The organism is Arthrobacter sp. ATA002 (assembly GCF_026898095.1).
Lineage (GTDB): Bacteria > Actinomycetota > Actinomycetes > Actinomycetales > Micrococcaceae > Arthrobacter_B.
The window spans coordinates 2,557,959-2,572,354 of the sequence record NZ_CP114015.1 but is presented as its reverse complement, the minus strand read 5'-3'; the positions used below and the strand labels follow the sequence as shown (position 1 = coordinate 2,572,354).

Sequence of the window (14,396 nt, the reverse complement as noted above, 5' to 3'; positions counted from 1 at the left end):
CGGAGGCCGCCCGGGCGCGCGCGGGACGGGATGCCGGGCCGGGAAATCCGGCTAGGGTGCCCCGGGCAGCAGCACGGTGCGCAGGTCATCCTCGGCCGCAATGGTGCAGATGAAGAACAGCTCGTCTCCGGGCTCGATCACGTCGTCGCTGCTGGGAGTGATCGGAGCGTCGTCGCGCAGGATGGCGGTCACCGTGGTGTCGGCCGGCCAGTCGATGGAGCCGATGGTCCTGCCCGTGAGCGGTGAATCCAGCGGCACGGTGAACTCCACCATGGAGGCGACTCCGCCCTGCAGGGTCAGCAGCCGCACCAGGTCACCCACTTCCACCGCTTCCTCCACGAGGGCCGTCATCAGCCGCGGCGTGCTGACGGCGACGTCCACTCCCCAGGAGTCGTCGAACATCCAGTCGTTCTTCGGGTTGTTGACCCGGCCCACGGTGCGGGCCACGCCGAACTCGCTCTTGGCCAGCAGCGAGACCACCAGGTTGACCTTGTCGTCACCGGTGGCTGAGACCACGACGTCGGCCTCGTCCAGATTGGCGTCCTTCAAGGTGGTCAGCTCGCAGGCATCGCCGATCAGCCACTGCGCATTCACCAACTCGCTCCGCCCTTCAACCTCGGGCTTCTCATCGATGAGCAGCACCTCATGGTGGTGCGAGAGCAGTTCCTTGGCAATGGATGATCCGACGCTGCCGGCTCCGGCTATGACGACTTTCACTGGTTCTCCCTTACCGGCGCAGCGGAGAGGATGCGGCTGATCTCGCTGGTGCGGTCCACGTTCATCATGGCGTGCAGGACATCTCCCTGCTGGTAACTGGTGTCCGGGCGGGGAGCGTCCCCTCGCCGAAGCGGGTGACATAGGCGATGCGAACCCGGGCCGCCTGTTCAATCGAGCTCAGTGTGCTTCCCAGCCAGCCTTCATGGAGCGACAGCTCGCCCAGGATGAGCCGGCCGGAGGACTCGCGGAAATCCCCGTTGATGCTCTGCTCCGGGAGGATGCGACGCAGCACCTGGTCCGCGCTCCAGCGGACGGCAGCCACCGTGGGAATTCCGAGCCGCTGGTAGATTTCGGCCCGCCCGGGATCGTAGATCCGCGCCACGACGTGCGGGACATGAAAGGTCTCGCGGGCTACACGGGTCGCCAGGATGTTGGAATTATCACCTGAGGAGACCGCGGCGAAAGCGTACGCATCCTCGATTCCGGCTTCCGACAGGGTGCCCCGGTCAAAGCCGACGCCGGTGACCCGGAGGCCGCTGAAGGTGGAGCGCAGGCGCCGGAAGGCCCTCTCGTCCTGGTCAATGACGGCCACCGTGTGCCCGGCATTGTCCAGCGTGTGGGCCAGGGACACGCCAACGCGTCCACACCCCATGATGACGTAGTGGGCCACCTGCTACCTCGGTTCTGCTCATTGATAACGAAAAAAAGCCAAAGCGCCAGCATAGACCCCGCCGGCCGCGCGAATATGCACCGGGGCCTGGGCATGATGTGATGGTCTTTTAGGCTCCATCAGGAAGTATCCGGCACTATGACGACCGACACCACCGCATCCGAGATTGAACTGACCATCGGTGCACCCGCGCACGGCGGCCATTTTGTGGCCCGCCACGAAGGGCGTGTGGTCTTCGTTCGCCATGCCCTGCCGGGCGAACGCGTCCGCGCGCGGCTCACCGACGCCGCCGACGGCGCCAAGTTCTGGCGTGCCGACGTCACCGAGGTGCTGGAACCGGCTCCGGGCCGGGTGGAGCATTTCTGGGCTGAGGCCGATGCGCTGCGTGCCGCCTCCCGCGGCCGGCTTCCGGTGGGCGGCGCCGAGTTTGGCCACATTGAGCTGTCAGTGCAGCGTGAACTCAAGGCGCAGATCTTTGCCGAGCAGCTGAACCGGCTGGCCTCAGTGGACCGCCCGGTCACCGTCGAACCCGCAGCCGACGAGCGCGCCGACGGCCTGCACTGGCGAACCCGCGCCAGCTTTTCGGTGGCTCCGGGCGGACGGCTTGCCATGCACGCGCACCGCTCGGAGGAGCTGATCCCGGTCCAGCGCATGCCGCTGGCAGTGGAAGCCGTCAACGGCCTGCAGCTCTGGGACATCGATTTCAGCGGCGTTTCCGGGTTGAGGTGGCCGTGCCGGCCACCGGCGCGCCCCTGGTGCTGCTGATTCCCGCTGCCGGCGCCCACCCCAAGGCGCTCGGACGCATCGCCTCCGCCCTGCCCGCAGGCATTTCCATTGCCTCCTGGGACCCGGAATCCTCCACCCTGACCCGCCTGCGCGGACGGACCTGGGTTTCCGAAAGCGCAGCCGGCCACGACTACCGGGTCACCGGAGCCGGGTTCTGGCAGATTCACCGCAGCGCGCCGCGCACCCTGGTTGAAGCAGTGCTCGACGGACTGCAGATCCAGCCGGGGGAGCAGATCGCGGACCTGTACGCCGGGGCGGGCCTGTTTACCGCACCGCTGGCCGACGCCGCCGGAGAGTCCGGCCGCGTGCTGTCGGTCGAGGCTTCCCCGGGAGCGAGCCGGGATGCCCGGAAGAACCTCTTCGCCGCACCGCACGTGGAAATCCTGCAGGGGAAAGTGGACAAGGCCCTGGCCGCCTACGAGGGCCGGCTCGACGTCGTCCTGCTGGATCCGCCGCGCGTCGGCGCCGGTAAGGACGTTGTCCGGCGGATCAACGCCGCCGCGCCCCGCGCCGTCGGCTATGTTTCCTGCGACCCGGCCTCCTTCGCCCGCGACGTGTCCTATTTCCAGGACCTGGGCTGGACGCTGGACTCCCTGCGGGTCTTCGACCTGTACCCGCACACCCACCACATGGAATCCTTCGCGGTCCTGACCCGCGCGGACCAGCCGGCCGGGTAACGGCGGGCGTGTCCGGCGGCGACTCCCGGGCACGCCTCCAAGGTCACAGGCGCGTGTAGCGGATAGTATAAGAGCAGTTGTGCAGATCCGCGCCGTGTTGGGGAGACTTCGCCTGCTTTGCGGCGGGGAAAGTTTTTCGTTCGGCAGGGGGTTTCCCGGCAGCGAAAATAGTCCACCATTTTCCCCGCCGTCCCCCGTGGCGGTCGGTTAGGGAGTCCTAACTGGCATGCCGCGGACCGCTGGACAAAGATAAAACGGTGGCGAGAGGAGTCCTATTATGACTAATGTGGACAGCTTCGGATCCAAAGGCGTACTAAACGTCGGCGGAAACGAATATGAAATTTTCCGGTTGAATTCCGTCGAAGGCGCACAGAGCCTTCCGTTCAGCCTCAAGGTCCTGCTGGAGAACCTGCTCCGCACCGAAGACGGTGCGAACATTACCGCAGACCACGTGCGCGCCCTTGCGCAGTGGGATGCCAATGCAGAGCCCAGCACCGAAATTCAGTTCACCCCCGCTCGGGTGATCATGCAGGACTTCACCGGTGTCCCCTGCATCGTGGACCTGGCGACCATGCGTGAAGCAGTGGCGGAACTGGGCGGAGACCCCAAGCGGGTCAACCCCCTCGCCCCGGCTGAAATGGTCATCGACCACTCCGTGCAGATTGATGCCTTCGGCAACGCCGGCGCCCTTGAGCGCAACATGGAAATCGAATACCAGCGCAACGGTGAGCGGTACCAGTTCCTTCGCTGGGGACAGACTGCCTTCGACGACTTCAAGGTTGTTCCCCCGGGCATGGGCATTGTCCACCAGGTCAACATTGAGTACCTGGCCCGCACCGTCATGACCCGCGAAGTTGACGGCGTGCTGCGCGCGTACCCCGACACCTGTGTCGGCACCGACTCCCACACCACCATGGTTAACGGCCTGGGCGTGCTCGGCTGGGGCGTTGGCGGCATCGAGGCCGAGGCAGCCATGCTCGGCCAGCCCGTTTCCATGCTGATCCCGCGCGTTGTCGGCTTCAAGCTCACCGGTGAGATCCCGGCCGGCGCCACCGCGACCGACGTCGTCCTGACCATCACCGAAATGCTGCGCAAGCACGGTGTGGTCGGCAAGTTCGTGGAGTTCTACGGAGAAGGTGTCGGCGCCGTTCCCCTGGCCAACCGCGCCACCATCGGCAACATGAGCCCGGAGTTCGGCTCCACCGCCGCCATGTTCCCGATCGACGACGTCACCCTGGACTACCTGCGCCTTACCGGCCGTTCGCCGGAAAGCGTCGACCTCGTCGAGGCCTACGCCAAGGAACAGGGCCTGTGGCACGACCCGTCCGTGGACATCCAGTACTCCGAGTACCTGGAACTGGACCTCTCGACCGTTGTTTCCTCCATCGCCGGACCGAAGCGCCCGCAGGACCGGGTGGAGCTGACCAACGCCAAGTCGCAGTTCCGCAACGACCTCAAGAACTACGTCCACGAGAGCGTTGAAGCCGAAGACGGCACCGTCGACGCCGCACTGGAAGAGACGTTCCCGGCATCGGACGCTCCTTCGTTCACCGAGGGCAGCACCAAGATCGAAGACAAAGAGCACGACCTGGTTGCCAAGCAGGATGCGCCGGCCGAGCGGTCGAGCAACGCTGTTCCGGTCACCATGGCTGACGGCCGCAGCTTCGAGCTGGACCACGGCGCCGTGTCGATCGCCTCGATCACCTCCTGCACCAACACGTCCAACCCGTCGGTGATGATGGCCGCAGCAGTGCTGGCCCGCAACGCCGTCGAAAAGGGCCTCGCAGCCCAGCCGTGGGTCAAGACGTCGATCGCTCCGGGCTCCAAGGTAGTCACCGACTACTACGAGAAGTCCGGCCTGATCCCGTACCTGGAGAAGCTTGGCTTCTTCGTGGTCGGCTACGGCTGCGCCACCTGCATCGGCAACTCCGGTCCGCTGGAAGAAGAAATCTCCACCGCGATCCAGGAAGCCGATCTGGCTGTCACCGCCGTGCTCTCCGGCAACCGCAACTTCGAAGGCCGGATCAACCCGGACGTGAAGATGAACTACCTGGCCTCGCCGCCGCTCGTCGTGGCCTACGCCCTGGCCGGCACCATGGACTTCGACTTCGAGAATGACCCGCTGGGCCAGGACGAAGCCGGCAACGACATTTTCCTGAAGGACATTTGGCCGAACCCGGTTGAGGTCCAGGAAATCATCGATGCCTCCATCAACAAGGAGATGTTCAGCAACAGCTACGACACCATCTTCGAAGGCGACGACCGCTGGAAGTCCCTGCCCACCCCCGAAGGCGCAACCTTCGAGTGGGATACGGAGTCCACGTACGTCCGGAAACCCCCGTACTTCGAGGGCATGAAGGCCCAGCCGGAGCCCGTCTCCGACATCGAGGGCGCCCGCGTCCTGCTGAAGCTCGGAGATTCGGTCACCACTGACCACATCTCCCCGGCCGGCTCCTTAAGTCCGACACCCCTGCAGGCCGCTACCTGCTGGAACACGGTGTCGAGCGCAAGGACTTCAACTCCTACGGCTCGCGCCGAGGCAACCACGAAGTCATGATCCGCGGAACCTTCGCCAACATCCGCATCAAGAACCAGCTGCTCGACGGCGTCGAAGGCGGTTTCACCCGCGACTTCAGCCAGGCTGATGCACCGCAGGCAGCCGTCTACGACGCTTCGGTCAACTACCAGGAAGCCGGCATTCCGCTGGTTGTCCTGGCGGGCAAGGAGTACGGTTCCGGTTCCTCGCGTGACTGGGCTGCCAAGGGCACCGCACTGCTGGGTGTCAAGGCCGTCATCGCCGAGAGCTACGAGCGCATCCACCGCTCCAACCTCATCGGCATGGGCGTCCTTCCGCTGCAGTACCCGGCCGGCGTCAACGCCGAATCCCTGGGTCTGACCGGTACGGAAACCTTCGCTGTCTCCGGCGTGACGGAACTCAACAACGGCACCACGCCCAAGACCGTCACGGTCACCGCCACGCCCGAGAACGGCGAGGCCATCACCTTCGAAGCGGTCCTGCGCATCGACACCCCGGGTGAAGCGGATTACTACCGCAACGGCGGCATCCTGCAGTACGTACTGCGCCAGATCACCGCTAAGTAGCAGTCGCCGTCCAAAGGACCGATTCCGGAGCCTTTGACGTGAAGAGCCCCGCCGGCCGAGATTTCCATCTTGGCCGGCGGGGCTCTTGCGCATTTGGAACCGGGGGCATGCCGTCAAGCGTTAGAGTTAAACCGTTGTGACGGTGTGCAGTGCCGTTGCCTGAAGCAGGGAGGCGCCCGTTGGGACTTCTGGAAACCATCCGTGATCCGCGGGACCTGAGCAGACTCTCCACGGAGCAGTTGGAACGCTTGGCCGGTGAAATCCGGTCATTCCTCATCAGCAATGTTGCCCAGACCGGCGGCCACCTCGGCCCCAACCTTGGTGTCGTCGAGCTGACCGTGGGGATTCACCGGGTCTTCGACTCGCCGCGGGACAGCATTGTCTTCGACACCGGGCACCAGTCCTACGTGCACAAGATCCTCACCGGCCGCCAGGATTTCTCCACGCTCCGGCAGCAGGGCGGGATGTCCGGGTACCCGTCGCGGGCCGAATCGATGCACGACATCGTGGAGTCATCGCACGCCTCGTCCTCCCTGTCCTGGGCGGACGGTATTTCCCGTGCCCGGCAGCTGACCGGCGAGGGGGACCGGTACACCGTGGTGATGGTGGGCGACGGCGCCCTGACCGGAGGCATGGCCTGGGAAGCGCTGAACAACATTGCCGCCGACCAGCGCCGCCGTGTTGTCATTGTGGTCAATGACAACGGCCGCTCCTACGCGCCGACGATCGGCGGGGTTGCCGACTACCTGGCGTCCATGCGGCCCACCCTCGACACCGTGCGCACCCACCGGGTGTACGAGAACACGCTGGGCTGGTGGAAGAGCCGCCTGCAGAACGGCGGCCCGGTGGGCCGTTTCACTTATCACAGCCTGCACGCCGCCAAGCGCGGCATCAAGGACTGGTGGGCGCCCAGGGGCTCTTCGAAGACCTGGGACTGAAGTACATCGGCCCTATTGACGGCCACGACATGGCAGCCGTTGAACGTGCACTGACGAAGGCACGCAACTACAACGGCCCCGTGCTGGTCCACGCCATGACGGAAAAGGGCCGCGGCTACGCACCGGCGCGCGCCAACGTGGCAGACCAGTTCCACGCCGTCGGCGTCATCGACCCGGAGACCGGCAAGGCCGTGGAACCGGGCAGCAAACAGTCCTGGACCTCGGTTTTTGCCACCGAGATCGCGGACATTGCCGATGAGCGGGAGGACATTGTCGGAATCACCGGGGCCATGCTGATTCCCGTGGGTCTGCACCGGTTCGCCGAAAAGCATCCGGAGCGGGTGTTCGACGTCGGCATCGCCGAGCAGCATGCCCTCACCTCCGCGGCCGGCATGGCATTCGGCGGGCTGCATCCCGTCGTCGCGCTCTATGCCACCTTCCTGAACCGTGCCTTTGACCAGCTGCTGATGGACGTGGCCCTGCACAAGGCCGGCGTGACGGTCGTGCTGGACCGCGCCGGCGTAACCGGCCCCGACGGTGCAAGCCACCACGGCATGTGGGACATGTCCATGCTGCAGATCGTGCCCGGCCTGCACCTGTCCGCGCCGCGCGACGCCACCCGGCTCAAGGAGGAACTGCGCGAAGCCGTTGCCATCAATGATGCCCCCAGTGTGGTGCGCTTCTCCAAGGGAACAGTCGGACCGGACGTGGAGGCGCTGGAACGCACCTCCGACGGCGTGGACATTCTCGCGCGGCGTCCTTCCGACGAGAAGTCCAACGACGTGCTGATCGTCAGTGTCGGTGCCATGGCCGAAATGGCCCTGCAGGTGGCGGACCGGCTTGGTGCCCAGGGCATCAGCTCAACGGTCGTGGATCCGCGCTGGGTTCTGCCCGTGCCGCGTTCGATCATCCGCATGGCGGCGGAGCACCGCATTGTCATTGTCATCGAAGACGGCGTGCGCGCCGGCGGCGTAGGATCACGGATCCGCCAGGAAATGCGGGCAGCCGGAGTGGACACGGCACTGAACGAAGTTGGGCTGCCGGTGGAGTTCCTTGACCACGGCACCCGGGGCGAAGTCCTGGAGCGGGTGGGCCTGACGGCGCGGCAGGTGGCCAACGACGTCGTTGCGCAGGTCCTCGGCACCAAGGTTCCCTTTGCCCGGCCCCTGCCCGGACAGGAAATGCCGACCGGGCAAATCCCGAAAATCCAGTAGGCTCCCGCCCGGCGCGGAGGCAACCGCAAGGAGGAACCGCCATGGCACAGGAACAACCGGAAGTGGCTGTCACCGGCGCCACCGGCGCCCTCGGCGGGGCGGTCGCCCGGCTGCTGGCCGGGGCCGGCATCCGGCAGCGCCTGCTGGCGCGGCACACTGCCCGGCTGCCGGAGCTGACCGGAACCCCCTCCTATGCGGTGTCCTACTCGGACCGGGAGCACTCTGTCCCGGCCCTCCAGGGCGTGCACACGCTGTTCATGGTGTCTGCCTCAGAGAGCATTTACCGCAGCCGGGACCAGCGAACCTTCGTTGATGCGGCGGTCGAGGCCGGTGTACGGCACATCGTGTACACCTCCTTCGTGGGCGCGGCACCGGCTGCGGTTTTCACGCTTGCCCGGGACCACTGGGACACGGAGGAGTACATCAAATCCAAGGGGGCGGAGTACACCTTCCTGCGGGATTGCCTGTACCAGGATGTCCTGCCCACGTTCGTGGGGCGCGACGGTGTGCTGCGCGGCCCTGCCGGTTCGGGTCGCGTGGCAGCTGTGGCAAGGGCCGACGTCGCACGGTCCGCCGCCCGCATTCTCGCCGATCCGCAGGCCCACCGGGGAGCCGTCTACAACCTCACCGGTCCCGAGGCGCTGAGCCTGGCAGAGATTGCCGGCATCCTCACCCGCGCCACCGGGTCCACGGTGACGTACCACAACGAAACCTACGAGGAAGCCCTGGCGTCGCGGAAAATGAGCGGTGTGGCGCGCTGGCAGGTTGAGGCGTGGGTCAGCACCTACACCGCCATTGCTTCCGGACAGATGGCCCAGGTCAGCTCCGATGTGCAGGACCTGACCGGCCAGCCGGCGGTGGGGTTGGAAGAGTACCTCCTGCAGCGCTGAATTGGCGTGCCGTCTTTACGGTATGACCAATTGGTGCCCCACGGCTTCCGGTTTGGTGGGGTTATTGCCTAGGGTCGGAGTATGGCTGAGCAGAATCTTGACCACGTATCCCGCTTCCTCGACGAATGCACTATGGCCGGGCTCGACGAGACCGAATCGGTCCCTGCATCGGACCTGTACGGCATGTACATCATCTGGTGCGAGAACGCCGGCAGGGAGCCGGCGTCCGTGCAGCACTTCTACGGGGCGGTCCGCGAGGCTGGCGTTCCGGAGGCGACCCGTCATTCCGAACGGGTTTACGAGGGCGTGCAGCCCACCGGGCCCATCCCCATTCAATACATCATGGAGACGGACAAGGCTCCGGGTCCCAATACGAACCCCTTCCCCTTCATGGGATGAGCGGCTTCGGCAGGCGCCGTCCCTGTCCTGACTGAGTCTGCCTGATCCAGTCTGATCCCGCCCTGTCCCGGCTGTCCCGGCTGTGTCGGGCGTCGAGTGTCGAGTGTCGAGTGTCGACTTGATGGTGCTTCGGCGCTTCGACTGTCGCGCTGTTTTCCCTTAGAGCGCGCGGGAACAGCAACATCTCGACTTTCGACGGGTAGATGCGGCATGATTGCGCCACTCGACAGCCGTTGGGCGCACCACCGGGCGGAATTCGGTACCGTGGGCACCATGACTTCATATAACAGACTTGGCAATTCCGGCCTGACCGTGTCAACCGTTGGGCTTGGCTGCAACAACCTGGGGCGCTCCGGAACCCGGACCGAAGACCAGGCGGGGACCGACGCCGTCGTCAGTGCCGCTATTGACGCCGGCATTACGCTCTTTGACGTAGCCGATACGTACGGTGCGGTTCCGGGCCTGAGCGAGGAACGGCTGGGCAAGGCCCTGGGCGCCCGGCGCGGCGACGTCGTGCTGGCCACCAAGTTCGGCATGGATATGAAGGGCGCCAACGGGCGGGATTTTGACGCCCGGGGTTCCCGGCGGTACATCGTGCGGGCCGCCGAGGCCTCGCTGCGCCGGCTGGGCACCGACTGGATAGACCTGTACCAGTTCCACACTCCGGACCCGCTGACGCCGATCGACGAGACCCTGGCGGCACTGGATGATCTGGTGACCAGCGGCAAGGTGCGCTACATCGGGCATTCCAACCGTTCCGGCTGGCAAATCGCCGAAGCTGAATTCACGGCCCGAATGGGCGGATACACCCCGTTCATCTCGGCCCAGAACCACTACAACCTGCTGGACCGCCGGGCCGAGCTTGAGGTTGTTCCGGCTGCCGAGGCCTACGGGCTGGGCATCCTGCCGTACTTCCCGCTGGCCAACGGCCTGCTCACCGGTAAGTACAGCTCCGGTTCGGCCCCTGAGGGCAGCCGCCTCACCCACTCCCGGCAGAACCTGCTGGACAAAGCGGACTTTAACCAGCTTGCCGAGTTTGGAACCTTCGCAAAGAACCGGGGGTTGACCGAGGTTCAGGTGGCATTCTCCTGGCTCGCCGCGCAGCCTGCCGTTTCCTCCGTCATTGCCGGGGCAACCACGGTGGAGCAGGTGCAGCAGAATGCCGACGCAGCGTCCTGGAATCCGTCCGAGAAGGATTTGGAAGAACTCGACCGGATCTTCCCCCAGACGCCGAAGGTTGCTTTGTTCTAAGCGCCTGCTTCACCCCCGGGTGTGCCGAAGGACCGGTTGCCGGGGCCTTCGGCACACCGCGGACGCGGCCATGCTTAGGGGCGGAAGCTAGGCGGCAGCCTGAGCAGCCGCATGGAACTTTTTCCGTTCACGCGCTCGGATGCGCCTACACGGTCCAGATACGGCGTGATGCCGCCCAGGTGCATCGGCCAGCCGGCGCCCAGGATCATGCACAGGTCGATGTCCTCGGGTCCTGCCACAACGCCTTCATCCAGCATGCGGCCGATCTCGTCCGCCAGGGCATCCTGCGTGCGGCGCAGGACCTCCTCGGAGGTGGACGGCGTGGTGCCAAAGGACAGCAGCGCCAGGGTTTCCTCCGGGATGTACGGCTTCCCGTTGTCGTCCTTCTGCCACAGCGACGTGATGCCGGCGTCGATGATCTTCTGCGAGTTCTCCGAGAGCCAGAACCGGTCTCCGAAGGCAGCGTGCAGGGACTCCTGCACATGCTGGCCCACCGGCAGGCCCACCAGGGCCAGAAGCGTGAACGGGGACATCGGCAGGCCCATGGGGCGCAGCGCGTTGTCCGCCGTCGCGGCGTCGGTGCCTTCATCGAAGACGGCGGTGATCTCGCCGAACATGCGGCCCAGGATCCGGTTGACCACAAACGCGGCGTCATCCTTGACCAGCACGGCGGTCTTCTTCAGTGCCTTGGCCAGGACAAACGCGGTGGCCAGCACGGCGTCGTCGGTCTTGGGGGCGCGCACAATTTCCAGCAGCGGCATCACGGCCACCGGGTTGAAGAAGTGGAAGCCCACGACCCGTTCGGGGTGCTGCAGGTCAGCGGCCATCTCCGTTACGGACAGGGAGGACGTGTTGGTGGCCAGGATGCACTCGGGGGAGACCACGGCCTCCACCTCGGCGAACACCTGCTTTTTCACGGAGAGTTCCTCGAAGACGGCCTCGATCACGAAGTCGGCGTCGGAGAACGCCTGCTTGGAAACCGAACCGGTGACCAGTGCCTTGGTGCGGTTGGCGGCGTCGGGGGAGATGCGCTGCTTGGCGAGCAGCTTGTCCACCTCCGCGTGCACGTAGCCCACACCCTTGTCCACCCGTGCCTGGTCAATATCGGTCATCACCACGGGCACCTTGAGCTGGCGGGCGAACAGCAGTGCGAGCTGGCTGGCCATGAGTCCGGCTCCAACCACACCCACCTTTGACACCGGACGTGCCAGCTTCTTGTCGGGTGCGCCGGCGGGCCGCTTGCCGCGCTTCTGGACCAGGTCCAGGAACGCGTAGACCGTGGAGTGGAACTGCGGTGTCTGCATCAGGTCAGCCAGTGCTGCGCACTCGGCATCGCGGGACTGCTCGGCGGTCCAGTTCCTGCCGGCTTCGAGCAGGTCCAGCACCTTCGCGGGGGCCGGGGCTGCGTTGGAGGTACGGGCTTCCACCACGGCGCGGCCGTGGGCGACGGCGGCGTCCCAGGCTTCTGCCGACGTGGCCGCATCGGCGGCGTTGGGGCGTGACACGGTTTCCTCGCCGGTGATGACGCGGGCGGCCCAAGCCAGGGACTGCTCCACGAAATCGGCCGGCTCAAACATGGCGTCGGCGATGCCGAGCTTGAAGGCTGCCGGCCCCGACAGTGTCCGGTTATTGCTGAGCGGGTTCTCGATCATCACCTTCACGGCGTTCTCGGGCCCGATCAGGCGCGGCAGGAGGTACACGCCGCCCCAGCCCGGAACCAGCCCGATGAAGGCTTCCGGCAGGGCCAGGGCGCCGGCGCCGGTGGAGACGGTGCGGTAGTTGGACTGCAGGGCAATCTCGAGCCCGCCGCCCAGGGCCACGCCGTTGATGAAGGTGAAGCTGGGCACGCCAAGGGTCTGCAGCTTTCCATAGACCTCGTGGCCGAGCCGGGCCATGGCCAGGCCGTCCTCGTAGGACGCCAGCTTCTGCGTAGCGGACAGGTCAGCACCGGCAACGAGGTAATGCGGCTTGCCGGTAACGCCGACCCCGACAATCTCGCCTGCTTCAGCGCGCGCTTTCAGGGAATCCAGCACCGTGCCCAATTCCAGCAGGGTGTTGGGGCCCAGCGTGGTTGGGCGGGAGTGGTCGACGTCGTTGTCCAGGGTGATCAGCGCAAAGGTGCCGGCCCCGCCGGGCAGGGCAATGTCCGAGACGTAGGAATGGGTGATGACCTCGGTGGGGAAGTGTCCGGCCAGCTGCTGGTAATCGCTTGAAGTCATTACTTTGTGGCCTCCGTGGACTCGGTGTCGGTGTTGTAGTCGGGGTGGTTCGGGTTTTCCCAGATGATGGTGGCGCCCATGCCAAGGCCGATGCACATGGTGGTCATGCCGTAGCGAACGGTCGGGTCTTCTGCGAACTGGCGGGCCAGCTGGTTCATCAGGCGCACGCCCGAGGAGGCCAGCGGGTGCCCGACGGCGATGGCGCCGCCGTAGCGGTTGACCCGGGGATCATCGTCGGCGATGCCGTAGAAGTCCAGGAAGGAGAGCACCTGCACGGCGAAGGCCTCGTTGATTTCAAACAGGCCGATGTCCTCGATGGACAGCCCGGTCTGCTTCAGGACCTTTTCGGTGGCCGGAACCGGTCCGTAGCCCATGACCTCGGGTTCGACGCCGGCAAAGGCATAGCCGACCAGGCGCATCTTCACGGGCAGGCCCAGTTCCTCGGCGGCGTCGGCGGAGGCGAGCAGCGCGGTGGTGGCACCGTCGTTCAGGCCCGAGGCATTGCCGGCGGTGACCCGGCCGTGCGCGCGGAAAGGGTGCGGAGTCCGGCAAGGTCCTCGACAGTGGTGCCGGGGCGGGGGCCTTCATCCACGGAGTTCAGGGTCCAGCCGGTACCGGGTTTCTTCGAGGCGACGGGCACCAGGTCCGGCTGGATGAAGTTGTTGGCGTAGGCTTTGGCAAGCCGTTCCTGGCTGGCCGCGGCGTAGGCGTCGGTGCGCTCCTTGGTGATGTTCGGAAAGCGGTCGTGCAGGTTCTCCGCCGTGTTGCCCATGTTCAGGGCGGCCGGGTCCACGAGGCGTTCAGTCACGAAACGGGGGTTCGGATCGGCATCCTGGCCCATCGGGTGGTTGCCCATGTGCTCCACCCCGCCGGCGATGACGACGTCGTACGCGCCGAAACCGATGCCCGACGCCGTGGTGGTCACGGCGGTCATGGCCCCGGCGCACATGCGGTCAATGGCGAAGCCGGGCACGGTGCGTGGCAGGCCGGCCAGCAGTGCGGCGGTGCGGCCGATGGTTAGGCCCTGGTCGCCGGTCTGGGTGGTCGCGGCGATGGCCACCTCGTCGATGCGTGCCGGGGGAAGCGAGGGGTTGCGGCGCATCAGCTCGCGGATGCACTTGACCACCAAGTCATCGGCGCGCATCCCGGCGTACATGCCTTTCTCGCCGGCTTTTCCGAAGGGAGTGCGGACTCCGTCTACGAAAACAACGTCCCTGATCTGCCGTGCTCGGCTTTGTGGGCTCACGTACAACTCCTCTTTGAGATATGAAACGGAACACTGTCCGGACTCCGATGTTACTCGTCGGTAACATGGCCTGCAAACAGTGGGGACTTTCGCGTCGACACTAACCGAAACCGGGGACAGGCAGGGAGATTTGGGGCAGGATCCTCTCATCTCAGAGCGAACGGAAGTGTTCCCAGCTTTTTCCTAGTTTTTTCACGTACTATCGTCTAACTATGGATGACCCCCTTCACATAAACCCTCGCCCCTCCATGCTCTGACCGATTCTTCGGCCACAACCAGAGAGGGCG

General features: G+C 65.6%; 7 protein-coding genes and 4 pseudogenes. 7 read left to right on the top strand and 4 right to left on the bottom strand.

Annotated elements, in window-relative coordinates:
* Positions 1-51: 51 nt before the first annotated feature.
* On the bottom strand, positions 52-717 hold the full coding sequence (locus OL239_RS12840; RefSeq protein ID WP_268909278.1) for a potassium channel family protein: 666 nt from the start codon (positions 715-717) through the stop codon (positions 52-54).
* A pseudogene (locus OL239_RS12835) lies at positions 714-1,387 on the bottom strand (potassium channel family protein). The gene OL239_RS12840 and the pseudogene OL239_RS12835 overlap by 4 nt, the downstream one beginning before the upstream one ends.
* Positions 1,388-1,525: 138 nt before the next feature.
* Between OL239_RS12835 and OL239_RS12830 the strand changes: the two are divergent.
* The 7 genes and pseudogenes from OL239_RS12830 to OL239_RS12805 all read left to right on the top strand — a co-directional run bounded on the left by OL239_RS12830 (position 1,526) and on the right by OL239_RS12805 (position 10,644).
* A pseudogene (locus OL239_RS12830) lies at positions 1,526-2,850 on the top strand (class I SAM-dependent RNA methyltransferase).
* A gap of 277 nt (positions 2,851-3,127) precedes the next feature.
* A complete protein-coding gene (gene acnA / locus OL239_RS12825) occupies positions 3,128-5,407 on the top strand; it encodes an aconitate hydratase AcnA (protein ID WP_442864144.1) in 2,280 nt (759 codons plus the stop codon).
* On the top strand, positions 5,335-5,952 hold the full coding sequence (locus tag OL239_RS20230) for a hypothetical protein (RefSeq protein WP_442864305.1): 618 nt from the start codon (positions 5,335-5,337) through the stop codon (positions 5,950-5,952). Before acnA ends, OL239_RS20230 begins: the two co-directional genes overlap by 73 nt.
* Before the next feature lie 179 nt (positions 5,953-6,131).
* A pseudogene (dxs, locus tag OL239_RS12820) lies at positions 6,132-8,104 on the top strand (1-deoxy-D-xylulose-5-phosphate synthase).
* A gap of 41 nt (positions 8,105-8,145) precedes the next feature.
* Positions 8,146-8,994: an NmrA family NAD(P)-binding protein gene (locus tag OL239_RS12815; protein ID WP_268909277.1), complete on the top strand. Its 849-nt coding sequence runs from the start codon at positions 8,146-8,148 to the stop codon at positions 8,992-8,994.
* Between the two features lie 81 nt (positions 8,995-9,075).
* Positions 9,076-9,393 carry a hypothetical protein gene (locus OL239_RS12810; protein ID WP_268909276.1) on the top strand — a complete coding sequence of 106 codons (318 nt, stop codon included), beginning with the start codon at positions 9,076-9,078 and terminating at the stop codon, positions 9,391-9,393.
* Between the two features lie 273 nt (positions 9,394-9,666).
* Positions 9,667-10,644 (top strand): aldo/keto reductase, encoded by a 978-nt coding sequence (locus tag OL239_RS12805; protein ID WP_268909275.1) that lies wholly within the window; start codon positions 9,667-9,669, stop codon positions 10,642-10,644.
* Between the two features lie 74 nt (positions 10,645-10,718).
* On the opposite strand, the gene OL239_RS12800 is transcribed toward OL239_RS12805, so the two are convergent.
* Positions 10,719-12,863, bottom strand: a complete 2,145-nt coding sequence (locus tag OL239_RS12800) for a 3-hydroxyacyl-CoA dehydrogenase NAD-binding domain-containing protein (RefSeq protein ID WP_268909274.1) — start codon at positions 12,861-12,863, stop codon at positions 10,719-10,721.
* Positions 12,863-14,109, bottom strand: a pseudogene (locus OL239_RS12795) (thiolase family protein). Before OL239_RS12795 ends, OL239_RS12800 begins: the two are co-directional and overlap by 1 nt.
* Positions 14,110-14,396: the final 287 nt, after the last annotated feature.

Excerpts from the sequence above, each read along its gene's own strand:
- acnA (WP_442864144.1), top strand. The coding sequence starts at position 3,128 with ATGACTAATGTGGACAGCTTCGGATCCAAAGGCGTACTAAACGTCGGC.
- OL239_RS12815 (WP_268909277.1), top strand. The coding sequence starts at position 8,146 with ATGGCACAGGAACAACCGGAAGTGGCTGTCACCGGCGCCACCGGCGCC.
- OL239_RS12810 (WP_268909276.1), top strand. The coding sequence starts at position 9,076 with ATGGCTGAGCAGAATCTTGACCACGTATCCCGCTTCCTCGACGAATGC.
- OL239_RS12805 (WP_268909275.1), top strand. The coding sequence starts at position 9,667 with ATGACTTCATATAACAGACTTGGCAATTCCGGCCTGACCGTGTCAACC.
- OL239_RS12800 (WP_268909274.1), bottom strand. The coding sequence starts at position 12,863 with ATGACTTCAAGCGATTACCAGCAGCTGGCCGGACACTTCCCCACCGAG.